The following is a 24856-nucleotide window of genomic DNA, read 5'->3' on the forward strand; positions in this document are numbered from 1 at the left end:
GATCAGATCACCGGCAATGCGCACAGCAGCAACGTCACCGGGTACAGCGCATAAAACACCCACTTCGTCCAAGCATGACGGTATCCCAGTTCATCGCGCCGCGTATGCAGCATCGCCACACCGACTGCCGGCATGATGAAGAACACCGCTCCGAGCACGCCCGCAGTCATCATCATCGTGTTCTCATGCGCGTCCATGGCGTAGAACACCAATGCCATGCCGATCAACAGCACACCCATGTTGAACATGCCTTGGCGCAGCCCGACATGCAAGAGTAGCGACCATGCCAGTCCGGCGATGGAAACCAGCACGATGACAGCCCACTTCGAGATGCCCTGCAGATTCTCACGGGCCCAGTCAATCGCCGCGATCACAATCAGCGCAAACACCAGCGCAAACACCGGGTTTTGCGAGTTCATATCCCAGACCTTGCCGGATGTCGCCATATCGTAAGGGACTTCGGAGATGACGGCGAGCGCCAGCAGGCGTAGCCCGTATTGCGCAACACTATGCGTGTGGCGATACCCCTGCACCAGCAGCCACGAGTACAACGGCACAGCGGTCCAGGAGACCACTTCGCAGATGACCAGAACCGTCATCGCGGCCATATCATCGGATCCGGGACGATAGCCGAGGGCGGACGGCAGGACGGTCGTGCCGATTGCGGAGAGGAGCACGAACAGCCATCCGACGGTTTTCACGTGGAATGTCGTCATTCCCTTTCGGCGGTTATGCCCTCCGCGTGCCGTTTGGTCTTCCGTGTATTCGCCCGTCACGGTGTCTTCCATATCCGGTTTGCACCACCTATTCGTCTGTCGTGTCCATCATTCCGGCGGTGCGACCTGGATGTGGCGGCCGCCGGCAACTGGGGGACATTATTCCACACGATGCTGTTGGCCGTCTGGAATGCGGTGTTTTCACTCGCTGAGCACAAATGAGGTCAACGCGTCGTAATCGGCACCTTCCAGGGAAAGTACCGCCTGCTTGCAGATTTCTGGGTCATCCTGCCGCGATATCGCGGTATGCAAGTAGACGCCGTCGATGCCGGCCGAGGCCGCGCCTTGAATGTCGCACTGCTCCTCGTTGCCGACCATGAGCGCGCGATCCGGTGTCGTGTATTCGTATTCCAACGCGCGCAGGAAGAATTTCGGCGACGGCTTGCGCATGCCTTCCTCGCTGGAGATGACGATGCGATCGAGCGCCTTGCTCAATCCGGTGGCCTCGATTTCGGGACGCGTGTAGCAGGCCTGTGCATTGCTGGCGAGTACGGTGCGGATTCCGGCTTCGCGCAGTTTGCCGAGCATCTGGAGAGCCCCCGGGTACAGGCCGAACTTGCTGGTGCTGGCTTTGCGGAACACCCATGCCGCCTTCGCTGCGAGCTGCGGCGAGGCCATTGAGCCGCCAGCCGCATACAACCGCTGGAAAACCGGGAGTACGTCAGGCTCCACCCAATCGGGGTGTTCGGCGCCTTTGCGCGCTTCCTGCACGTTCACCGCGTTGAGCTGTTCGAAGCTCGCCTTCAGGTGCGCGGCATCATCGTAATGCGCCCCGGTGGCGTCAAGGAACTCCCACAATTCCTGCCATGGTTGTGCAGCCTGCTCGTCCGTGCGAATGTCGATCAATGTCCCGTACAGGTCGAATAGCACCACCTCGTATCGCATAGTCACGTTCCTCGCTCCTCCATATCGTGTTTGTGCGCTGTTACCCACCAGATGACGGACGTCGCGATGGCCCGCTTCACATACCGGTTTTTCTGCCATTGTACGCAGAACATGGATGCCATGGCGAGCAGATAGGCGGTTTGTGGAACGACAGCGGGCGGATATGCGGATCAGATCTGACCACGCATCATGCAAATCTGCGTATCCGCCCGCCGTCGAATACCGATTCACACGTGCACGATGACGAAGCTCTGCGGTCCCAAGGTCACCTCGCTACCGCGTGCCGAGGCGTTACCCAAGCACAGCAACACGGTCGGGTCGTTGGCCTTGTCGCCTTGCGGGGGCACGGTAATCGTTTCCGTGTTCAGGCCCGGATTCATCGCGACGACCAGCCGCTCCGCACCGTCTTCCGACACACGCGAGAACGCGAAAGAGCGTCCTTGCTCGGGCTGTGCCAGCACGACAAGCGGCGCCTTGGCACGCAACGCGCGATGGTCGGCACGCAATGACAGCAGGGCGCGCACCCATGCAAGCATGGAATCGGCTTCCCGCTCCTGTTCAGCGACATTCGGCGCGTCCGGTGACGGGTCGACCGGCAGGTAGAGCGAATCCTGATCGGCGCTGGAGAATCCCATGTTCTTCGATGTATCCCACTGCATGGGCGTGCGGCTTCCGGTGCGTGCGTACCCGCCTTCCTTGGTCGGCAAGTCCCGGTAACGCATGCCGATCTCGTCACCGTAATAGATGAACGGCACGCCCGGCATGGTCAGGAACATGCCCAGTGCGACTTGCTGTTCACGTTTCGTCAGACGCGGCGCGAGCCGTGGCGTGTCATGGTTGCAGGTGATGAAGCAGAAATACCCTTTGCCACGAATCGCCTGATACTGCGGAATGTACTGGCTGAGGAACTCCTGTACGCTTCCGCCGCCCTTGGCGCTGAAATAGCTGTGGTCGTCTGCCGTGTCGAGCGCATTGTCCGTATTGCGCGCGAGCAGGTTGTACCCGTTCGGCTTGCCGCCGAACCGCCAGTCGAGATAGAAGTCCATGTCGAAGCCCGCTTCCAGAGCCTGCTCCGGCACACCCCATTCGGAGACGAACGCCGCCTGCGGGAATTCGGATTTGACGGTTCCGAGCATCTCCTGCCACGCTTTGATGGTCTCTGGCTTATCGTCTCCGTCGTTCTTGACCAACGAGTTCGCCATGTCGACGCGGAATCCGTCGCAGCCAAGGTTGAGCCAGAACCGCATGACGTCCACCATCGCGTCACGGGTCGCCTTGGCCGCCGCCGAATCCGTGGAGGACTGCCACGGCCGGTCGCGTTTCGCGAAACCGTAGTTCAGCGCGGGCTGGCATTTGAAGAAGTTCAGGATATAGGTCGCGTTGCGTTCGCTTTCCCCGCCGATGAACGGCATCGAGTAGCCTTCGAACGCACTGTCGGTCCAGATGTAACGGTCAGAGTACTCGTTGCGCTCGGCGCGCTGGCTTTCCTTGAACCACTGGTGTTCTTCACTGGTGTGCCCCGGCACCAGGTCGAGCAGCACGTGGATGCCGCGTGTATGGGCTTGGCGGAACAGCTCGACCAGATCGTCGTTGGTGCCGTAGCGCGGGGCGACTTTTCGGTAATCGCGCACGTCATATCCGGCATCCTTGAAGGGCGAATCGTAGCAGGGGTTGATCCACAGCGCGTTGCATCCGAGTGATGCGATGTAGTCGAGTTTGCTGATGATGCCTGGAATGTCGCCGATGCCGTCCCCATTGGAATCGCAGAAGCTCTGCGGATAGATTTCGTAGAAGACAGCCGTGTCCAGCCATGCCGGCCGCGTGAATGTCGTTGTCATGTCGTTCCCTTCCTTGTGGCCCAACCGCCCGCCTGCCTGCCCTGCAGGCACGACCGTGGATGCCGCGTATGCGACGCTGCGCACGCTCGAGGTGTGCTTTACCGCACACACCTTGTCTGTTGCACCACTATTTTCAGTAGTGCAGCAAACGCTATCACACAAGATGCATTTCGACACTCACGAACGGCGCGGGCGGTGTGCCGGGGTTTACAAACCGCATGATTGCAGTCGTCAACGGCTGTCTCACGGCTGCCGTGTCGTGTCGCTTGCGCAAAAAAGACACGCGAAACAGTGAAATTTGCATCGTTTTTTGCGAACGTATGCAAATCCATGTATACTGTTGGTTGGTTCGGAGGTACGCAATGATCCGCCCACTTCGGTGAGCGGGCGTGCATCTCGGCAGGTAGCCTGAAGGGGCAAAAGGCCAGATGCGGACCGCTGCACCGAAAACACACTCGCTTCGCGCAAACGGAGCGGAATTTTAGGAGGTCAAGGATGACAAACATGAAGAAGATTCTGGGCGTCACCGCCGCTGTGGCGATGCTGCTCGGAGCGAGCGCTTGCGGTTCCAGCAATAACGGCGGCACCGCTGCGAAGAGCACTCAGGCAATCAAGCTGACCGTGTGGGGTCCGTCTGAGGATCAGGCGAAGTCCAGCTCTTGGCTGCCGACCATGGAGAAGCAGTTCGCCAAGGCTCACCCGGAGTACAAGATCACGTGGAAGAACGCTGTGGTCGCTGAAAGCGACGCAGGCACCACCGTGAAGCAGGATCCGTCCGCTGCGGCCGATGTCTACATGTTTGCGAACGACCAGCTCGGCACCCTGCTGGACAACCAGGCCATCGGCGAGCTTTCCGATGACGCCAAGGCACAGGTGAAGAAGCAGGACGACACCGCCATCATCTCCTCGGTCACCGGCACCGACGGCAAGATCTACGGCGTTCCGTTCACCGGCAACACCTACTTCATGTTCTACAACAAGTCTAAGTTCTCGAGCGATGACATCAAGTCCCTCGACACCATGCTGCAGAAGGGCAAGGTCTCCTTCAACATCGGTAACTCCTGGTACCTGCCGGCCTTCTACACCGGCGCAGGCATGACCCTGTTCGGCAAGAACGGTTCCACCGCCAAGGACGGCATCAAGATGGATTCCACCAAGGCCACCGAGGTCACCAAGTACCTCGTCAACCTGGTCAAGAACTCGAACTTCGTCGTGGACAACGATGAGGGCGCCGGCCTCGCCGCACTGCAGAACGGCACCGTGGACGCCATCTTCTCCGGCACCTGGTCCGCTTCTGATGTTCAGAAGGCCCTCGGCGACAACTACGCCGCTGCACAGCTGCCTTCCTTCACCACCGAAGACGGCAACACCTACCAGATGAAGGCCTTCTACGGCTCCAAGGCCATCGCCTACAACCCGAACTCCAAGGTCCCGCAGGCCGCTGCTGAGTTCGCCGCCTACCTCGGCTCCACCGAAGCCCAGAAGGCTCACTACACGATGCGTCAGATCGTCCCGACCGACAAGTCCCTGGCTTCGACCTACAAGAACGATCCGTCCGCTGTCGCCCAGAACGACACCATCGCGAACACCTCGATCCTGCAGCCGACCATCTCCGCAATGTCCAACTTCTGGGATCCGTGCAAGACCTTCGGCACCGCAATCGTCAACGGCGATGTGACCACCGACAACGCACAGTCCAAGACCCAGGCATGGATCGACGGCTACAAGAACATCGCGACCGCAACCTCCTCCTCCAACTGAGCTGGACGAGCGTAAGCGCATAAGTTCAAGTGTCTGAAAGACGCCCCGCCCCCGATTTCGCGGGGCGGGGCGTCTCGTACTTCAACCATCAAACAATCGAAAGGTCGTCCGCATGACAACTGCGACAGCCGCGGCGAAACCCAGAGCACGCAAGCGCAAGCGCGTGGACTCTGACGGTCTTCAGCCGTCACCATATAGATTCGCTACCGCGTGGAAGAACGGGGATGTTCTCACGCGCCTCTCACTGTTCATCTTCGGCCTCGGCGACCTTGCGCGCAAGCAGATCGTCAAGGGTCTGGCGTTCCTCGTCAGCGAAGTGCTGATCATCCTGTACCTGGTCGAAAAGGGCAACACGTACCTGAGCAAGCTCACCACCTTGGGCACGGCAAAGCAAACCAAAGTCAAGGTCAACGGCTTCTGGGTCTACCAGGCAGGCGACAATTCCGTCGTCATCCTGCTGTACGGCGTCATGAGCTTGTTCGTCCTCATCCTGCTGGTCCTGCTGGCGACATTGTCCCTGCGTAGCGCTTACAAGGCGCAGGTCGCCATCCAGAACGGCAACCGTCCCAACACCATCCTTCAGGATCTGCGGTCGCTGTTCGACCAGAACGCGCATGTCGGCCTGATGTTCCTGCCGACCCTCGGCATCGTGGTCTTCACCATCCTGCCGCTGGTCTTCATGATCTCCATGGCATTCACCAGCTATGACCAGAACCACACGGTCCTGTTCTCCTGGGTTGGTCTGAAGAACTTCGGCAAGGTGTTCAGCACCGGCGGCGGCGACGTCAACGCCAGCCTGTTCTTCTCGGTGCTGGCATGGACGCTCATCTGGGCGTTCTTCGCCACCTTCCTGAACTTCTTCCTCGGCATGTTCATGGCCATGATCATTGAGCGCAAGACCATCAAGGGCAAGGCATTCTGGCGCGCTTGCTTCTCGATGTCCATCGCCGTGCCGCAGTTCGTGTCCCTGCTGGTCATGCACACCATGCTTCAGCGCGATGGCGCGATCAACCGCTTGCTGGAAAGCTGGGGCTGGATCAGCAGCCCGCTGCCGTGGCTGTCGAACGCCAACTGGGCTCGTGTCACGGTCATCGTGATCAACCTCTGGGTTGGTATTCCGTACACCATCATGCAGATCACCGGTATTCTCCAGAACGTGCCGTCTGAGCTGTACGAAGCGGCCGAAATCGATGGCGCCAACTGGTGGCAGCGGTTCTGCAACGTCACCATGCCGTACATCTTCTTCGTGCTGACCCCGTACCTGATCACCACCTTCACGGGCAACGTGAACAACTTCAACGTGATCTACCTGCTCACAGGCGGCGAGCCGACACCGGTCGGCGCGTCCGCAGGCAAGACCGATCTGCTTATCACCTGGCTGTACAAGCTCACGGTCGATAAGAACAACTACAACCTCGGTGCGGTTATCGGCATCATGACGTTCATCGTCCTTGCCGTGGTCTCGCTGTTGACCTACCGCAACTCCGGTTCGTACAAGAATGAGGAGGGCTTCCGGTGAGTAATCCGACATCTGACACCACTGTCACCAAGAGCAAGGGCAATTCGTACAAGCGCCGTATCGCCGGCGATGTCGTCGCCTACATCTTCCTGACCATCATGGCCATCATCTGGCTGGTCCCGATCGTGTGGGTGGTGCTCGAAAGCTTCAACAAGAACACGCAGCCGTACCAGAGCACGTTCTTCCCGACGCAGTACACGTTCCACAATTACGTGCAGTTGTTCACGGAGACCGACGTGATGAACTTCCCGCGCATGTTCGCGAACACGCTGGTCATCGCCATCTTCGTGTGCGTCATCTCGCTGTTCTTCGTGCTGTCCGTGTCCTTCTGCATGTCCCGCCTGCGTTTCCACGGGCGTAAGACCTTCATGAACATCGCCCTCATCCTGGGCATGTTCCCGTCCATCATGGCCGTCGTCGCAGTCTACTTCATCCTCAAGGCCTTCGGCCTGACGGAAGGCGGATTCGTCATCATCGCCTTGATCCTCGTCTACTCGGCAGGTTCAGGCGCTGGCTTCTACGTCATGAAGGGTTACATGGACACCATCCCGATGTCGCTCGACGAGGCCGCCTACCTGGACGGCTGCACCAAGTGGCAGGTGTTCACCAAGATCATCATCCCGATCTGCAAGCCCATGATCGTATACCAGGCGATTATCGGCTTCCTGACCCCGTGGCTTGACTTCGTGATGGCGAAGGCGATCGCCCGCACCCAGGACAACTTCACTGTCGCTCTGGGCCTGTGGCAGATGCTGCAGAAGGAATACATCAATCAGTGGTACGCCCGCTTCGCCGCCGGTGCAGTGTGCGTTTCCATCCCGATTGCGATTCTGTTCATCGTCATGCAGCGCTTCTATCAGGAGTCCATGTCGGGCGCAGTCAAGGGCTGATTCCGACAATACCGATCAAGGGGCGGATCCGAGGCAGTAAGGCTCCGGACCGCCCCTTTTGCATGCGGCAGCACCGCACATCACACACACGATTCATCGCCGGGCACTTGCCAATACGAGGTACAAGCCCGGCACTAGGGGGATTTCATGTCTTTTGTCGAAGCATCCTGGCCTGACTACGCAGGTCAGCTTGGACCACAGCTGCTTGACCACGGCACGGTCTTCACCATCTGGTCACCGACCGCGGCTTGCGTCACACTGCGTCTGTTCCACACCAGCGACCCGCAAGAGAACCCGTCGGCGACCATCAACCTGGAACGCGCCCAAGACGGGGCTTGGCAGCATCGCAGCGCCGAGCGACTGGCTGGAACCTATTACGATTACTTGCTCACTTTCCCCGCGTCTGCAGTCAGCACGGTCCCCAGTGACGCCATCATCAACGCAGCCGCAGGCACGGTCACCATCCGCACCGCAGACCCGTGGGCCAAAGCGAGCGGCGTCAACGGCGAGCGCAGCATGGTGGTCGACTTGGCTTCCACCAACCCTGCAGGCTGGCTTGATGACCGTTCCCCCGATATTCCCGCTTCCCAAACCGTGATCTGGGAGACGCATGTCGGTGATTTCAGCAACGACCCGCACGGCGGGTTCCCGCCTGAGCATCGTGGCAAATTCCTGGCATTCACAGATACGCATACGACATTGGACAACCAGCCAGGTGGATTCCCCACCGGCATCGCGTATGTGAAGCATCTGGGCGTGACCCACGTGCAAATCATGCCGTTCTATGACTACGGGTCGGTCGATGAGGCGACTGGCACCCCGTACAACTGGGGGTATGACCCGGTCGCCTACGATGTGCCGGAAGGCTCATACAGCACCGATCCGTATGATGGGGCGGTCCGCATCCGCGAATGCAAGGCGATGATCGCGGCGCTGCACCGGGCGGGCATCCGCGTCATCATGGATGTCGTATACAACCACATGTACGAGAACGACAACGAGTTCGAACGCATGGCGCCTGGCTATTTCTGCCGTCGCGACGATGCCGGCGGGTTCGCCAACGGTTCGGGTTGTGGCAATGACATGGCTAGTGAACGGCCGATGTTCAGCCGATTCATTGTGGATTCGCTCGTGTATTGGGCACGTGAATACCATGTGGACGGGTTCCGCTTCGACCTGATGGGCTTGTTGGACACGCAGACGCTGAATCGTGCGCGTGCCGAGCTGGACAAGCTGCCTGGCGGCGAATCGATCCTGATGTACGGCGAACCGTGGTCTGCCGACAAGACGAATGCCGAACCGTCGTTCACCCTTGCGGACAAGCAGGGACGCAAGCTGTTGGACGCGCGTATCGGCTGGTTCTGCGATGAAAGCCGCGACTCCATCAAAGGCAATGTCATGCTTGAGCGCGAGCCGGGATATGTCAATGGGCATCCGTCCGAGTTCGTCGAGCTGGTCCGTCACGCGCTCAACGGCTGGCGCGGTACCGAAGCCCAAGGCAAGCAGGTCGGTCAGATTGTCCAGTATGTGTCGGCTCATGATGATTTGACGCTGTGGGACAAGCTCTGTCTGACGATGCGTGACGACCCTGCCCATACGGATTACGATGCGACGGGGAATGTACAGGATATTCTTGCGGCCAATGCAATCGCCGCCGGGCTGGTGCTCACATCCGCCGGCTTGCCGTTCATGCTTTCCGGTGAGGAGTTCACGCGCACGAAGTACGGTTGTGACAATTCCTTTGACCGCAGAGCGGAGCTCAACTGGCTGGACTGGAGCCGGGCGGCGCGTCTCTCGTCGCTAATCGAATGGTATCGGAAGCTGATTGTGGTGAGAAAAGCGCATCGGGACTTCTATGACGGTCGGCGCGTCGCCCTGGACTCCCCCGAGAAGGTCATCGCCGCGCGTGTAGGCGACAAGCTCGCGGTGTGCGCGAACCCCACCACAGATACCGTGACGATTCATTTGCCCAAGGTTCCAGCCGGGACTGCCCAGCATTGGGTTATCATCGCCGATTCGACCGATGCGGCGGCTTCTTGCGCGCATTCCGGTGCACAGATCGCCGGCGGTGTCGAACTGTCGATGCCCGCTCGCGCTTTTGTGATCGCTGAATTGCGCTAGCGGTCCCGTCGTTCTCTGCCGTCGCGTTGCCGCGATGTTTCCGGCCCCGTGCCGGCATGTCGTTCCGACTTGCGATATGCCGGGCGCGGGGCTTTCGTCATTGAATTGCAAACGATAGTAGGTTTTTGCTCAGCATTCGTCGCGATTGTCGGGAATAACACCGATTTTCATTAAGAAATTCAACCCTCCCGGCACATTGCAAACGATTTCAATACGCGATAGAATATCGATGTCCAGATTCGGCGGCTGTCCCAATGACGGTCAATGCCGCCGGCAAGGAATGTGTCATCGTAACTCGAGAGGAGCGAAGGAGCGTATCATGTCCGATCAGACGGCATCGTCGCCATCAAGCCAAGACGCCCGGCGGGAGGAAAGCCCGGAGCGTCTCGCACGGCCATTAATCAAGCTTGCCAAAGCAAACGGGATCTCCACGTCATATATCGATCAGCTCGGCACCTACGTTGAAATCCGGGATAATGTGCTGGTGAGCGTGCTCGCCGCGCTGGGTGTCGACGCATCCGACGAGGACGCCATCGCAGCGTCTCTGGAAGCCACTCACCGCGCCTCCTGCGACCAACTGATCCCGCCGACGGTCGTGGTATTCGCCGGCACCACGACCCGCGTGCCGATTCACGCTGTCACAGCATCCCCTGAGCTGTCTCTCACCCTCGAAAACGGCGAGACCTATGACGAGGATCTGACTTCCCTGTTGACCGCCGATGCCGACGCAGACCCGGCCATCCCCCACGCGTACACGCTGACTATGCCGAACGACCTGCCAACCGGCTACCACACGCTTCATGTGACTGACGGCGACCGTCACGCTGACGCCACCGTCCTGTGCGCGCCGGCGAGGATCCCTGTCCCGGAGCCGGTCGCCCAACACCACCGTTGGGGTTGGATGACCCAGATGTACTCCGTTCGCTCCAAGGAATCGTGGGGTGTCGGCGATTACGGCGACCTGCGCGAGTTATTGCACGATGCCGGCGGGCAGGGCGCTGATTTCATGCTGATCAACCCGATCCATGCAGGCACCCCGATTCCGCCGATCGAGCCTTCCCCGTATCTGCCGGAATCACGCCGATTCCTCAATGTCACGTATATCCGTCCGCAACAGATCGAAGAATACGGCGATCTGGACGCACAAGACCGCGCGCAGGTCGATGCCCTGCACGACAGCGTCAAAGCGGCCAACGACAATCCGGGCCCGCTGGACCTCAATGCTTCCTGGACCGCTAAGAGCAAAGCGTTGTGGGTGATTTTCCAGCATGGCCGTTCTGCGGAGCGCCAGGCGGCGTTCGACGCGTTCACCAAAGCCGCCGGACCGGATCTCGACGCGTTCGCCGCATGGTGTGTCGCGTTCGAAGTGTGGGGCGCCCCTTGGGAAGAAGACGAGAATCCGTGGTTCTCGACCTTGAACAGGGATTCGCCCGAAGTGGCCGCACTGGTGCGCGAGCATAAGGATCTGTTCGATTTCCAGCGTTGGTTGCAGTGGATTGCAGACGAGCAGGTCGCGCAGGCGCAGGCGGCCGCGAAGGATGCAGGCATGGCGCTTGGTCTGATGCAGGATATGGCGGTCGGCGTGCATGCCTATGGCGTGGACGTGTGGTGGAATCCGGAGCGCTTCGCGGTTGGCAGTGTGACCGTCGGATGCCCGCCTGACTTCTACAACCAGCAAGGCCAGGATTGGGGTCAGCCGCCGTTCAATCCGCGATATCTGGAACGCACCGGCTACCGGGTCTACCGCGAGATGGTCCATAACGTCTTCGCCCATGCCGGGGCGGTGCGCATTGACCATGTGCTCGGCTTGTTCCGCTTGTGGTGGATTCCGAAGGGCGAGGGAGCCAAGGGCGGCGCGTATGTCACCTACAATTACCGCGCGATGATTGCCGTGCTGTCGATTGAGGCGAGTCGCGCCGGCGGTATGGTGATCGGCGAGGATCTCGGTACAGTCCCAGCATACGTGTCCCAGGTGCTTGCCGACCATGGCGTACTTGGCACGGTTGTGGAATGGTTCGCCCGGGTCGATAACTCCCCGAACGCCGGCGATCCGTATGCCGATCCGTCCACGTATCGCAAGTATGCGCTGGCGTCGGTCACGACGCATGATTTGCCGCCGACAGCCGGGTATCTTGAGTTCGAGCACGTCAAGCTGCGTGAACAGCTGCATCTGCTGAGCGAACCGGTCGAGGAGTTCCAGAAGGCTGCAAGCGCGGAACGTGATGCAATGCTCAAGCTGCTGGTCGATGGTGGTTGGTTGGATGCCGCCGCCGCGCAGGATGTGCCCGCACATGAGCAGGAAATCGTCGAAGCGATGCACCGCATGCTGCTCAACGCCCCGTCGTTGCTGTTGCAAGCCGCGTTGGTCGATGGCACCGGCGAGCACCGCACGCAGAATCAGCCGGGTACCAGCACGGAATACTGCAACTGGCGTGTGCCGTTGCACGATGCCGAGGGCAATCTGGTCCACACGGATGAAGTGTTCAAGAATCCACGTGTCTTGTCGCTTGCCGCGCTGATGCGTGGCGAGTGATGGCGTAATCCGCGCCGGATGCGGCGAGAACGGCATTCGTCCAGGGCCGCCCGTCTTCTCTCCTTCTGAAGACGGGCGGCCCTGTTTGTATGGATGGCGTTGATGTTGTGCACGTTGCGAAAGGCGAAATGTCAGGCGTGCTGTTCCTGCTTGGTGCCTGTCACGCAACGATCGGCTTGTGCGTGACTGTCCGCCGGATCCGTTCCGCCGTTGAGCCAGTTCGCATCATCGTGGACTGGTGCGGATTGGCGCGTATACGGTGCGAAAACCCGTTCAAGCAGCGGGATGTGCAGCATCACGCACGTGCCATAGCCCATAAGCAGCAAAAGGAACAAGCCCTGCGGCATATACCGCCAGCATGCTGCGATCAGCGCCAGGTAGACTGCGTCAATGGCCACCATGCCCAGCGTCACAACGAAGTGGGATACGCCGAACACATACGCGTTGCCGAGCGTTCGGCCGAAGCTGTTTTCAAACCGCGCCTGCAACGCCCACACCCATTCGAATCCGATGATCCAGACGATAGTGAACGCGAATTTCGGTATCAGCAGCGGCGTGATTTGCAGGAATATCCACGAAGCGACAAGACCGGCCGCTACGGGGCCGAAAATCAGCCATATCAACGTCGATTTGGCGAAATTCTGGCGGAACGCGCGGAAATAGTTGGACGTGACATGCCCTTCACCGATGATTGCGCGACGTGCTGCATCGTGCCCTGACACCAGCGCGGCACCGATGGTGATGACCGGAATGCTGGTGACCAGCATCAGGATATTGATCCAGATGGCGTCGATGAGGTTGCTCAAGCCGCGCATGAACGGGGAATCCGGGGACAGAACATGCATGAAGACTCCTTGGTGTTGCTGATTCTCATTCATCCTAGCAATCGCCATCAGCAATCGTTATCATGCGATACGACGGTTAGCACAGGGCTGATATGCCAACGTGCGACGAGCTCCCGCAACCCGGTCGTTCGATGCACGGCGAATCCACCGCAAACACGCTGAAGGCGGGCCAGTCGCTAAACCGGTCCGCCTTCATTGTTAGGAGTTCAGAGGAAGAATTTCAGCCCTTGACTGCGCCAGCGATCACACCTTTGACGATGTACTTCTGGCAGATCAGGTAGAAGATGATGATCGGCACGATGGCCAGAACCAGGCAGCCCATCATCGCACCCATATCGACCGAACCGTAACCACCCTTGAGGTACTGCACGGCGATCGACATGGTCTTGTACTTGTTGAGGTCGAGGGTCAGGTACGGGAGCAGGTAGTCGTTCCAGATCCACATGGTCTCGAGGATGGCCACGGAGATGATGGACGGCCGCATGATCGGCACCACGATGTTGAAGAAGATACGCGGCACGGATGCGCCGTCGAGCATCGCGGATTCCTCAAGTTCCTGCGGAATGCCTTTGACGACGCCGGTGAAGATGAACACCGCCAGACCTGCACCGAAGCCCAGGTAGACGATCCACAGGCCCCACGGGGTGTTGAGGCTCAGCATATCGGCGAGCTTGGAGAGGGTGAACATGACCATCTGGAATGGCACGATCATGTTGAACAGGAACAGGGTGTACAGCAGTTTGGCCGCCCAGTTGTTCACACGCACGATCCACCATGCGCACATGGAGCAGCACAGCAGGATCAGTGCAACGGCGCCGACCGTAATGAATACGGTCCAGCCGAAGCTGCCGATGAGGTTGGTGCGTTCAATGCCGGTCTGGTAGTTCTCCAATCCCGCGAACGAATCCGCGTTCGGCAGGGTGAAGGCGTTCTTCGAGATGTACACCTTCTTCTTGAAGGAGTTGATGAACACCAAGACGATCGGGTAGATCCAGATCAGGGACAGGATGGTGAAGAACACCGTCCAAGCAGCTGGATGACGTACGCGCTCCGAGGCGTCGATTTCCTTTTCGTCGTTCATGCCTGCACCTCCTTGCTGGAAGTCAGACGGTTCTGGATGAGAGCCACAACCGCCACGATGATGAAGAACACCACTGCCTTCGCCTGGCCGACGCCTTCGAAGCCGATGCGGCCGTAGAAGGTGCGGTAGATGTTGAGGGCGACGAGCTCAGAGGTGTTGGACGGAGCGCCGTTGGTCAGCGCAAGGTTCTGATCGTACATCTTGAAGCCGTTGGTGACGGTCAGGAAGGTGCAGACGGTGATGCTCGGCATCATCAGCGGAATGATGACGTGGAACAGACGCTGGCGACCGTTGGCGCCGTCGACTTCAGCGGCTTCGATGACATCTGTAGGCAAGGACTGGAGGCCTGCAACGTAGATGATCATCATATAGCCAATCTGCTGCCAGCAGAGGAGCATGACCATGCCCCAGAAGCCGTAGGTCGACGAGTAGGTGATGGACTTGGCCCAGTGCGCGAGAATGCCGTTGAGCAGCAGCAACCAGATATAGCCCAGGATGATGCCGCCGATCAGATTCGGCATGAAGAACACGGACCTGAAGATGTTGGTGCCCTTGAACGCCTTGGTGAGCATGTATGCGATGGCGAAGGCCACGACATTGATGATGATGGTGGTCACGATGGTGAATGCCACCGTATACCCCATTGCATGCCAGAATTCCTTGTCTTGCAACGCCACTCGGTAATTGCGCAACCCCACGACACGGGCATCAGTGACCGTCGTGAATTTGCAGAAGCTCAAGTAGACGCCCAAGATGAACGGCACAAGGAAGCCGATGACGAACGCCGCGAAGGTTGGCAGCGCGAACAGCGCCCACCAGCGGCGTATGGACTTGCCGGCCATGGTGATCATCTTGCTCTCTCCTCTCTATCTCTCTCGCCGTCACCTCGTAGTGACAACGCTTGCAAAACTAACCTATCCAGCTCGTGGGTGAGCTACTTTGACCCACTGTGCGAGCCAACGAATACCATGGTACGCGCGTTCCCAAAAAAATACAAACGTTTTCATTTCGGCGTGGCGCATTGTTCTTAACCGGTTAAGTGTCTGATATTTCAGACATTTGCGAAATTCCGTATCCAACACTGCTATACTGAGTATATAGATTTTTTCGGGATATGTTTGCAACCGAATGCAATAGGCGAGTTGCATCCGCATGGGTCCCGCAGCGAATCGCAAAATCATGAAGGAGCCTATTACGACCGCTACAATCCAAGACGTCGCCAACCGCGCGAAGGTGTCTATTTCCACGGTTTCGCGATCATTCACACGCCCTGACCTTGTCTCCCCGAAGACCCGCGCGAAGGTCCTGTCCATCGCGGACGAGCTGAACTTCTCCATATCACGCTCGGCGGCGGCGTTGAAAACCGGGCAATCGCTGCGCATCGCGCTGCTGGTCAGCAACCATATCAGCAACTGGTTCGCCGCATCCGTCATCGAGGGGCTGAATGCCGAGTTTTCCGCTGCCGGCTATGACCTGTCCATCATCCAGATTGAAAGCCGCCAGCAACGGAAGGAATTCTTCGATACCCTTCCCGTCCGCCGAAACGCCGACGCCGTGGTCATCGCCTCATTCGACATCGACGAAGACGAAATCGAGCGCTTGAGCAGTATCGACGTGCCGATTATCGGCGTGAATTCCGTTCAGCAAGAGGGGTTTTCTGCAACCGTCAACATCGACGACCATCAAGGGTCGATTCTTGCTGCACGCCACCTGATTCAGCTTGGGCATCGCAAGATTCTGTACATTCGCACGAATCCGGCGCAATCATTACATTTCAGCGTGCAACAGCGCATCGAATCCTTCCTCGGTTATTGCCGGCAGCAAGGCATCGAACCCTCAGTGATCACCGCAGAAGAAGGCACCTACCGCATCGACAATCTCATCACCCAGATTCTGAGCCTGCCTGAGATGCCGACAGCCATTGCATGCCAGGAAGACGGCATTGCGATTCCGCTTATTTTCCAGCTGGAACGCAACGGATTCTCCGTCCCGACCGATATCTCGGTCATCGGATATGACGACAGTACTTATGCTCATGATGTCGGGCTGACGACCATCCGCCAGCTTCCTATCGATATGGCACGGTCGGCCGCCCGCAAAACGCTTCAGCTCATCGAAGGTCAGCCGGCGGACAAGCCCAACGAGATCTTCCCGGCGCATCTTGTGGTCCGCTCCTCGACCGCGCGCGTAGAAATGGACTGAACCGCACGCTGCGCTTCATCTCCACCGTCGGCAACCGGTTATGCTGAAGGCTCCTCGGCATAACCGGTTTTCTGTTGCCGCTGGTCACGAAACAGCCGGTCACCGCAATCAGAATGCGCGACAGTTGTTCTCGTCAGATTGCCGTCATCGACATTGGTCGCCAGCCCAAACCCCGGTCTTCCGCCTAGTCCCGACCTTCCGCCCAGTCTCAGTCTTCCACTTAGCCCCAGCCTTCCCCACTCAGTTCTGCTTCTACCGACGCTGAGACCACACCCAGCGTCAGCAGAAGGGTTGACCGACACTGAGACCACACTCAACGTCGGCAGAAGGGTCGACCGACACTGAGACCACACTCAACGTCGGCAGAAGTCTCTACCGACACTGAGACCACCACCCAGCGTCAGCAGAAGAATCCCATCCTGCCTCTACCGACACTCACAACACCCGCAACATCGGCAAAACCCTCCACCGACACTGAGACCGCCACCCGGCATCGGCAGAAGGATTTACCGACACTCAGGGCACCACTGGCACAACAGATCTCGCGGCCGTCCTGCACACACTCACGAATACAGAATGACCCCCACCGCAATCACGGTGGGGGTCATTCCAACCATCAAACAAAGAAGAAAGGAGAAAAACAAGGAGGGCCGGCCGGATTCCAACCGGCCCTCAGATTATTGGTGATCAGCCTTCGTGCGCAGCGTTGTACTCCGTAGTCCAGCCGTCCACGAATGCGGTCTTGACTGCATCCCAGTTGCCGGTGCCCTGGGCGTACTCGAGGAGCGCGTTGCCGAGGTTGTTCTTCCAAGTTTCGGAAGGCATGAAGGCGAAGTCCCAAGCGACCTGGGTCTTGCCGGAAGTCTGATCATCAACAGCGGCCTGGGTCAGCGGGTTGGTGATCTTCACGTCGCTGAAGGACTTGAACGGCGTGGTCAGACCCATCTTGTCGTTGATCGAGGAGATGCCGGTCTTCGAAGTGATAACCCACTTGAGGAATGCCGCGGTCGCCTTCTGGTCGGCCTCGGAAGCCTTGGAGTTGATGCACCAGTAGTTCTCGGAACCGGTGACCAGGCCCTCGTTCTCGTCGTCGACACCGAAGTAGATCGGGATCATGCCGAGATCGTCAGCCTTCATGCCGGCCTTCTGCAGGTTCGCCCACTCCCAAGTGCCGTTCTGGTAGAACGCCGCTTCGCCGAGCGCGAACTCAGAATCAGCGTCGTCGGAGGTCTTGGAGCTCAGCTGGGTGCGATCGGTGGTGGAGTCGGTGATGTACATGTCGAAGACGTTCTTGTACTCCGGCAGGTAGGTGCCCTTGACCTTGGACGGTTCCTTGGTCACCTTGTCCTTCTCGAACTCATAGTAGAGCGGAAGGTTGGCCAGGTGGGTCTTGAAGCGCCAGTCGGAGCTGGAATCGAAGCCTGCGGACGTGAAGGCGCCCTTGATGCCGAGCTCGCTCTTGCGGGCCTGCATATCGTCGGCGACGGCCTTCAGCGTGTCGAAGGAGTTGATGTCGTCAATGGACTTAGCCTTCGCACCGTCGAGGGCGAAGTACTTGTTCAGGATGCTCTTGTTGTAGATGATGCCGTAGGTTTCCATGGCGTACGGAACACCGACGACCTTGTTGCCGTCCTTGAGAGCGAAGTCCTTGTTGTTGAGCTGCTTGTACGGCTCAGTGTTGGACATGTCAGCGGTGTAATCCTTCCAGTTGGCATAGCCGACAGGACCGTTGACCTGGAACAGGGTCGGGGCGTTGCTCTTCGCCATTTCGCTCTTCAGCTGCTGCTCGTAGGTACCAGACGCTGCAGTGGACACGGTGACCTCGACACCGGTCTCCTTGGTGTATTCTTTGGCGAGGGCCTTCCAGGCATCTGCTGCTTCCGGCTTGAAGTTCAGGTAGTAGACCTTGCCCTTGCCGTTGTCGCTGCTGCTGGAGCTACCGCAGCCCGCGAACGCGCCAACAGACATGGCTGCCACTGCTGCGATGGCGATCGCTGACTTAACTGTACGATTCATCATCGAACCTTTCTCTTCCGCTGTCGTTCCGATGTTGCTCGGAATCCGGCACTTACGTCGTGCCGTTCTGTTTTCGACGCTTTCTATTATGCACGTTTCCCCCAAATATTGCAAACGATGGCAAGAATAGTTGTCGGCGTGTCGCAATTTTCAGCACACAATGCAAGCGGGAATGGCTTATTTCAAAGGATTTGCAGAGTTGCACAACATGAAAGCGTTTGCTGATACGGCGTTTCTTTATTCCCCATTTTCGTCACTCATGCAAGGGGCAAGGCGGCTGGAACGTATGAAACACCCGGTATGTCCCGTTCAGCAATTCCAATGCACAATCACATGGTCGCCATGATACTGGCCCAACACACAGTAATGCGCCGTATCAAGCCGCAGCAGCCGGCCGTCATACGCATCCACTCCCAGCCACTGCGTGGTCAGGATGCGCAGGATATGCGCATGGGCGACGAGCAGCACATCATGCCCGTCATCCAACGCGGACGACACCTGCCGGATGACGCCCCGCGTGCGCTCCGCAGCCGCAGCCAGGGTCTCGCCGTCACCATTATGTACGGGAACCTGCTCGCCTCCCGGCAATGTGGCGGTCCAATCGCCGGCGAGTTCCATACTGACTTGACTCGGGCCGTCCCGCCAAACATCCCAAGCGAAGCCGCTCGCCTCGCTGACTTGCTGCCGGGTATGACCCTCTGCCCTGCCGTAATCCCATTCTGCAAGCCCATCAAGCACGGTGGCCTGCGGATACCCGGCGAGCGCCGCGGTCTGCCGCGCTCTACGCAATGGGCTGACGAACACATGACCGGGCGCAAACCCCTGAGGAAAGGCCTTCAACAGCCGTTCGCCCGCCTGACGCGCCTGATCTTGTCCCGTCTGTGTCAAGGGGATATCCGTGCGCCCGGTATGCTGTCCCGACACGCTCCATACGGTCTGCCCATGGCGGAGCAGAACCAGATGACCTTGTTTCTTGGCGTCGTCGCCAGGGAGATGCATTGCAGTCATAGAGGCATTGTACCGCTCAGACGGTTGGATGTCAGGAAGAAACCAAAAATCGCACCCCGACGCCCACAGCCATAAGAAGCCCCGGCGAGGCACAGCACAGCGCATACTGTGTTCCGCCGCCATCGACGACGGCAATGGCTTATCATAAACATATGAGCACAGGCAACGAACCAACAGGGCAAGACAAAGCCATCCTGACGGCGGGCAGCGCCAACGCCGATGCCATCATCGCAGGCCTGCAAACGGTCGACAATGCGGTCGCCGCTTTGAAAGCCCGCCGTGAGCGCGACCCCGAAACACTCGGAGACAAAATCCTGCTGTTCGCGCTGCCAACCATCGCCGGTGTCGTCGTCGGACGCATCATGCGATCGGTATGGGCGGGCATCGAACGCCGAAGCATCGCCGGCGGGAACACAAAAGCCACAACGAGTCTTGTCGCGAGTCTGTCGCGTACCGCCATTTCCGCCGCAGTGGCAGCTGTGACCAACCAACTGTCCAGCATGGCAGCACAGTCCATCGTCTCTCGCCGCCACCGCTGACGCACAAGCGTCGACATTACAAGGGAACCGCCAGGAAACGGCATCTGCCTAGTTTTACTGTTCTTCACGGATAGCGGAAGCCTGTAGGCGTCCGTCATCGAAGACTGCGACAATAGTGGCATGACTACAACCATGCCTTCACAACCGGCAGTCGAAACGCTGCTCGAACGTCGTTCCATCCGTAAATTCAAGCCGGAACCGATTGATCCCGATACCGTGGACGCGTTGGAATCCGCCGCCCAGCATGCCGCGTCAAGCCAATTCCTGAACGATTGGTCGGCTATCCGCGTGACCGACCCCGAATTGAAGAGCAAACTCGCTCGGATCGGACATCAGGATTACATCGCCACTGCCCCGTTGCTGTACGTGTTCGTACTCGACGAGCATCGCAACGCGATGATCGCACAAGCTAAAGGCGTTGACATCTCACCCGAGCGCTACGCGCTGCGCTACGGTTATCGTTTCTCGCAAGCGCAGAACGATGCCGTCCTCGCGTTGCACGCGATGGAGACCGCAGCGAATTCAATGGGATTGGGCTGCGTAATATTGGGTTCGATTCTCAATGACATCCCCGAGCTGATCGCCGCGTTGAAGCTGCCGAAATACACCTTCCCGGTACTCGGTTTGGCAATCGGCAAGCCCGATCAGGAACCGGCATCCAAACCGCGTATGCCTCGATCCATGCAATTCTTCGACAACACGTATCCCACGGATGACACGCCGGTCAAAGAGCTCGAAGCATTCGACGCAGAAGTCCACAAGTACTACGATCTGCGCAACACTTCACGTCCAGTGGACGCGTTCAGCGACCAAATAGCAAGCATTGCCGAGGATGAATCGGCGCTCGACCGTGGCCTGTGCGACGCGCAAGCGCAAGGATTCGATCTGTCCCGCTGAAATCCCGCGATTCCCCAAATATTCGCGCGTGCTTTCACCGGGTGGGGATACTACACCAAGAGGGGCGGAATGCATTGATAGCATTCCGCCCCTCTTGGTGTATCGGCATCATGATTGTACTCGCCGCTTTCCGGATTCCGCTTTTCAAGCGGAGCTGCCGATTACCGTCGTCGAGGCTTGTACCCCCGTTTCCTCGAGTGCGGTTTGCGCTGCCCGTCCAAGTGGGGAACCGCATCTCGCAACGACGGATCATGGTGCGTCAAATGCCAAGCGCCGCAATACTCACAGCGATACACCCACAATTCGGCTCCGCGTTCGCGCCAGCTCTGGTCAGCTGCACGCAACGCCTGCGCCTTGTCGTGGTACATGATCTTGTTCGATTCAGTGCACCGTTTTGGAGTGAAATAATGCATAATACAGCCGAGTGTACGTCGCCTTGCCTCAAAAATACAAGGACGGCCGGGCACAATCGCCGGCCGTCCAAGATAGCAAGCAGATCAGACGAGCGCGTCCTTACGCTTCATGTACCGGAACGCATGAACCATGCATAGGCAAGCGCAGGCCACCACAATCGTCAGGAAGATATAACCGTGGTGGGCTCCAGCGACGGTCGCCGCACGGTATGCGGCGGTCCCCGGCTCGCCATGCCCCGCCTGCGCTGACGCAAGAAACACGGACAGGATTGTTGTGCTCACCGCGCCAGCAAGCTGCTGGAAGGTGCTGAACAGGGCATTGCCATCGGCTTTCAGCTGGGCATCCACCTGGTTGAGGCCGCTGGTCATGGTGTTGGCGAACGCCATGGAAAAACCGACCATGAACACGAAATAGAAGATACCCAATTCCAACGCGGTAGATGAGTCGTTGACAAACACGGAGAACAGCAACACGCCAATCAGCGTGATGGCGAGCGCCCCAGTGATTGGTTTCACCGGCCCCTGACGGTCAAGCAGCGAACCGGAAACCGGAGCGAGCATGGCGCCAAGCAATGCGCCCGGTAGCACGAGAACACCCGAAGCCAACGCCGAAATACCATATCCAAGCTGAGCGGAATTCGGAATGACAAAGCTGAAACCGATCATGGAAATCTGCAACAGCACATAAGCGAGCAGATGCCAGCGGAACGGCACACTACGAAGCACGCCAAGCCTGACCAGCGGAGAGAACGAGCGACGAGACAAGCAGGCGAATGTCACGAGAGCCGCGACGCTGACCACGAGCAGCACCACAGCCAGCACCGCGGTTCCCCCGGCGCCCGGAGCACCTTGGCTGAATGCGGTGATCGCTGCGCCTCCCTCATCGATTGCGAACACGAACGCAACGAATCCCACTGCCATAAGCACAACATGCAGCGGGTTGAGATGCGCTTCGACCGTAGGCGACCCCTGCTGGATATTAGCGATGCCCAAGCCCAGAGCGATGAGCAGGAACGGCAGCAGAATCACGAAAATCCACCGCCACGGCAGATACGTGCCGACCAATCCGCCAACCGTCGGGCCAAGAGCCGGCGCCGTCGCCACAACAAGGCTGCCGACGCCCATCAACTGTCCAATGCGAGATCGTGGCGCCTGATCAAGAATGATATTGAACATCAAAGGCAATGCGATGCCCGTGCCTCCGCCTTGCAGGATGCGCGCGCACATCAGCATCGGGAAATTCAGCGTGCACGCGCCGACAACGCATCCGGCAATGCACAATGCGATGGCGGTCAGGAATATCCGTTTCACCGGCAGTTTGCGCTTGAGATACGATGAAAGCGGGACCACCAGCGAAACTACCAGCAGATACCCTGTGGTCAACCACTGGACTGTAGACGTGCTGATATGGAACTCTCCCATCAGAATCGGAAACAGCACATTCATCAGTGTTTCGGTGAGGATACCGATGAACGCCATGATTCCGGTCGCCAGAATCGAAAGAATCAGTGTCCGCGGAATTGGTTCGGGTTGCATCGTACGGACGGTATGGTGAGTTTGTTGCTCGATGACACCAGGGTTTTGCCGTTGTTCAGTCATGCACGGTAAGGCTGTCTCCAGCTATCCTTTCTTGGTCTGGCAAGCAAAAGCCGCCAGGCGAGTTTCAACAGATTGTGCGGTGACGCACCGGAAACGCGACGATGAACCGTCTGAGCGTTCGATGACACGCACGCTGCGTTACCGTCATATGGACGGCCTTGGGAAGAATCCTCATTCCCAGTATAGCCAAGGCATTGTGACATGCGATGTGATCGATTCCAATCCGCTGAATCAAGTGCCATTCGCCGCCAGCGGAAACAATCAAACCTGACGGTTTCCACAGGCAACAGTGCTTGACTGGAAACGGCGGATACGCATGGCAATGCGGTGCGTGATAACCACCAAGGACGGTGTCTCATCAGCCAAGACACCGAGAACCAAGAACAAATCAGGAGGCATCATGCGATTGACATCATGTACCGACGCATTCACTCTATCCAACGGGAATGCAATCCCATGTATCGGTTATGGCACATTCGAAACACCGGCTGATGAGGCCCGCAAGGCGGTACGCGAAGCATTGGAAGCCGGGTATCGTCACATTGATACAGCGGCGATATACGGCAATCAGGAAGCTGTAGGGGCAGGAATACGGGATAGCGGGATTCCCCGCGAGCAACTGTTCGTGACCAGCAAACTGTGGAACACCGAACGAGGATATGATAAGACCCTCAAAGCGTGCGAGCAGACACTCAACGAATTGGGCACCGACTATTTGGATCTGTATCTGATCCATTGGCCTGCGAACCGAAAGCAATTCGGTGACCGTGCGCAAGAGCTGAATGCTGAGACGTGGAGAGCATTCGAGGAACTATACAAGAGTGGACGAGTCAAGGCGATTGGGTTGTCAAATTTCCTGCCGCATCATATTGAAGCGTTGGTGTCGTCAGCGGCGGTGATGCCGATGGTTGATCAGTTGGAGGTGCATCCGGGTTGGCCGCAAGCGGCTGCTGTGCGGTATTGCCAGGAGCATCGGATCCAAGTTGAGGCTTGGGGGCCGTTCGGACACCGGGAGGTACTGGATAACCAGACATTGGTGTCGATCGGCCGGAAGTATGGGAAAAGCAGTGCTCAGGTGTGTGTGCGATGGGCATTGCAGCACAATGTGCTGCCGTTGCCGAAGTCAGTGCATGCCGACCGGATGCGGGCGAATATCGACGTATTCGATTTCGAGCTGACTGACGAAGATATGCATGTGATCGATGGGCTGCGCGACCTTGGCGGGTCGTGCTCCGATCCTGACGCAGTCGATTTCTGAGGCCGCTGTGGGATTTGGCTGTGTACACCGACCGACGGCAGCATGTTGGCAGAGTTGCCTTTGGTGCCGTCGGACCGGTGAAACACTACGATGTCTGAGCAGGAGAAGCTGACCCCGGGATCGTCATGTACATGGATACGGTTGAGTGGCGTGCTACGAGGATGAGACGGTTTCAGTGTCCGTGTGCCGGTCCGTCGGTGCGTGCGGCATCGTCGGTGTTGTGTGTCGCTGGTTCCCGACGGTCGTGTGCGGTTGCTCGCGGGTCGTGTGCACGGCCAGTGCGTGTGTGGCGGGTGCAGGACGCGTTCTCGCGTCCAGGTACCCATAGTATCCGGATACGCGCGACCCGCCTGCCCCTGTCAGGGCATGGGTGCGGTGCGTGTCGGTGTGTGCGCGTGTGTTGTGGGTGGGTGTTCTGAAGCCTGCCGTCCATACGCGACGTGCATGTGTGGTGTGCGCGCGTGTGCGTGTGGGTCGCGGGTTGTGTGTGGTTTGGGAGTAAAAGATGAGGGGGAGGGGCGTGTGTGCGTCCCTCCCCCTCTTGTGGAGTGTTGGTGCGGCGGCGTGCTACTCTCCCACATCCTTCCGGATGCAGTACCATCGCCGTGCCAGGTCTTAGCTTCCGGGTTCGGAATGGAGCCGGGCGTCTCCCCTGGGCCAAGGCCGCCGCAAATC

19 protein-coding genes and 1 rRNA gene are annotated in these 24856 nt (G+C 58.6%); 9 read left to right on the forward strand and 11 right to left on the reverse strand.

What is annotated here, in order from left to right; all coding sequences use genetic code 11:
* Positions 1-2: 2 nt before the first annotated feature.
* The 3 genes from DSM100238_RS05545 to DSM100238_RS05555 all read right to left on the reverse strand — a co-directional run bounded on the left by DSM100238_RS05545 (position 3) and on the right by DSM100238_RS05555 (position 3499).
* Positions 3-788, reverse strand: coding sequence for a TraX family protein (locus DSM100238_RS05545; protein WP_152355692.1), 786 nt, complete (start codon positions 786-788; stop codon positions 3-5).
* Between the two features lie 129 nt (positions 789-917).
* Positions 918-1661, reverse strand: coding sequence for an HAD family hydrolase (locus DSM100238_RS05550; RefSeq protein WP_152355693.1), 744 nt, complete (start codon positions 1659-1661; stop codon positions 918-920).
* A 227-nt stretch (positions 1662-1888) separates the two neighbouring features.
* Complete coding sequence (locus DSM100238_RS05555) at positions 1889-3499, reverse strand: alpha-amylase family glycosyl hydrolase (RefSeq protein WP_152355694.1); 1611 nt, start codon at positions 3497-3499, stop codon at positions 1889-1891.
* A gap of 495 nt (positions 3500-3994) precedes the next feature.
* Here DSM100238_RS05555 and DSM100238_RS05560 point away from each other — a divergent pair, with 495 nt between their 5' ends.
* From DSM100238_RS05560 to malQ, 5 genes are all read left to right on the forward strand, one after another.
* Positions 3995-5260, forward strand: coding sequence for an extracellular solute-binding protein (locus tag DSM100238_RS05560; RefSeq protein ID WP_167511062.1), 1266 nt, complete (start codon positions 3995-3997; stop codon positions 5258-5260).
* A gap of 112 nt (positions 5261-5372) precedes the next feature.
* Entirely contained in the window at positions 5373-6779 is a 1407-nt protein-coding gene (locus DSM100238_RS05565) for a carbohydrate ABC transporter permease (protein ID WP_152355695.1), read from the forward strand.
* Positions 6776-7669, forward strand: a complete 894-nt coding sequence (locus DSM100238_RS05570) for a sugar ABC transporter permease (protein ID WP_152355696.1) — start codon at positions 6776-6778, stop codon at positions 7667-7669. The genes DSM100238_RS05565 and DSM100238_RS05570 overlap by 4 nt, the downstream gene beginning before the upstream one ends.
* A gap of 147 nt (positions 7670-7816) precedes the next feature.
* On the forward strand, positions 7817-9790 hold the full coding sequence (gene pulA, locus DSM100238_RS05575) for a type I pullulanase (RefSeq protein ID WP_152355697.1): 1974 nt from the start codon (positions 7817-7819) through the stop codon (positions 9788-9790).
* 319 nt (positions 9791-10109) lie between these two features.
* Entirely contained in the window at positions 10110-12323 is a 2214-nt protein-coding gene (gene malQ / locus DSM100238_RS05580) for a 4-alpha-glucanotransferase (protein ID WP_152355698.1), read from the forward strand.
* Positions 12324-12454: 131 nt separating this feature from the next.
* Here malQ and DSM100238_RS05585 read toward each other — a convergent pair whose 3' ends face one another.
* From DSM100238_RS05585 to DSM100238_RS05595, 3 genes are all read right to left on the reverse strand, one after another.
* A complete protein-coding gene (locus DSM100238_RS05585) occupies positions 12455-13168 on the reverse strand; it encodes a YesL family protein (RefSeq protein WP_240812366.1) in 714 nt (237 codons plus the stop codon).
* Between the two features lie 220 nt (positions 13169-13388).
* Positions 13389-14249, reverse strand: coding sequence for a carbohydrate ABC transporter permease (locus DSM100238_RS05590; protein WP_376831246.1), 861 nt, complete (start codon positions 14247-14249; stop codon positions 13389-13391).
* Complete coding sequence (locus tag DSM100238_RS05595; RefSeq protein WP_152355699.1) at positions 14246-15100, reverse strand: carbohydrate ABC transporter permease; 855 nt, start codon at positions 15098-15100, stop codon at positions 14246-14248. The genes DSM100238_RS05590 and DSM100238_RS05595 overlap by 4 nt, the downstream gene beginning before the upstream one ends.
* 328 nt (positions 15101-15428) lie before the next feature.
* Between DSM100238_RS05595 and DSM100238_RS05600 the strand changes: the two genes are divergently transcribed.
* On the forward strand, positions 15429-16451 hold the full coding sequence (locus DSM100238_RS05600) for a LacI family DNA-binding transcriptional regulator (protein WP_152355700.1): 1023 nt from the start codon (positions 15429-15431) through the stop codon (positions 16449-16451).
* 687 nt (positions 16452-17138) lie between these two features.
* On the opposite strand, the gene DSM100238_RS05605 is transcribed toward DSM100238_RS05600, so the two are convergent.
* A complete protein-coding gene (locus DSM100238_RS05605) occupies positions 17139-18470 on the reverse strand; it encodes an ABC transporter substrate-binding protein (protein ID WP_152355701.1) in 1332 nt (443 codons plus the stop codon).
* Between the two features lie 306 nt (positions 18471-18776).
* Entirely contained in the window at positions 18777-19475 is a 699-nt protein-coding gene (locus DSM100238_RS05610; RefSeq protein WP_152355702.1) for a histidine phosphatase family protein, read from the reverse strand.
* 152 nt (positions 19476-19627) lie between these two features.
* Here DSM100238_RS05610 and DSM100238_RS05615 point away from each other — a divergent pair, with 152 nt between their 5' ends.
* Both DSM100238_RS05615 and DSM100238_RS05620 read left to right on the forward strand, forming a co-directional pair.
* Positions 19628-20014 carry a DUF4235 domain-containing protein gene (locus DSM100238_RS05615; protein WP_167511063.1) on the forward strand — a complete coding sequence of 129 codons (387 nt, stop codon included), beginning with the start codon at positions 19628-19630 and terminating at the stop codon, positions 20012-20014.
* 120 nt (positions 20015-20134) lie between these two features.
* Positions 20135-20911 carry a nitroreductase family protein gene (locus DSM100238_RS05620; RefSeq protein WP_152355704.1) on the forward strand — a complete coding sequence of 259 codons (777 nt, stop codon included), beginning with the start codon at positions 20135-20137 and terminating at the stop codon, positions 20909-20911.
* Positions 20912-21072: 161 nt separating this feature from the next.
* On the opposite strand, the gene DSM100238_RS09535 is transcribed toward DSM100238_RS05620, so the two are convergent.
* Together DSM100238_RS09535 and DSM100238_RS05630 are read right to left on the reverse strand one after the other, a co-directional pair.
* Positions 21073-21324: a hypothetical protein gene (locus DSM100238_RS09535; RefSeq protein ID WP_152355705.1), complete on the reverse strand. Its 252-nt coding sequence runs from the start codon at positions 21322-21324 to the stop codon at positions 21073-21075.
* Positions 21325-21408: 84 nt separating this feature from the next.
* Positions 21409-22860, reverse strand: a complete 1452-nt coding sequence (locus DSM100238_RS05630; protein WP_240812367.1) for an MFS transporter — start codon at positions 22858-22860, stop codon at positions 21409-21411.
* 394 nt (positions 22861-23254) lie between these two features.
* Between DSM100238_RS05630 and DSM100238_RS05635 the strand changes: the two genes are divergently transcribed.
* Positions 23255-24181 carry an aldo/keto reductase gene (locus DSM100238_RS05635; protein ID WP_276608014.1) on the forward strand — a complete coding sequence of 309 codons (927 nt, stop codon included), beginning with the start codon at positions 23255-23257 and terminating at the stop codon, positions 24179-24181.
* A gap of 554 nt (positions 24182-24735) precedes the next feature.
* Here DSM100238_RS05635 and rrf read toward each other — a convergent pair.
* Positions 24736-24852, reverse strand: a 5S ribosomal RNA gene (rrf, locus tag DSM100238_RS05640).
* Positions 24853-24856 lie beyond the last annotated feature (4 nt).

Source organism: Bifidobacterium apri, assembly GCF_009299485.1.
In the GTDB taxonomy this organism is placed as follows: Bacteria; Actinomycetota; Actinomycetes; order Actinomycetales; family Bifidobacteriaceae; genus Bifidobacterium; species Bifidobacterium apri.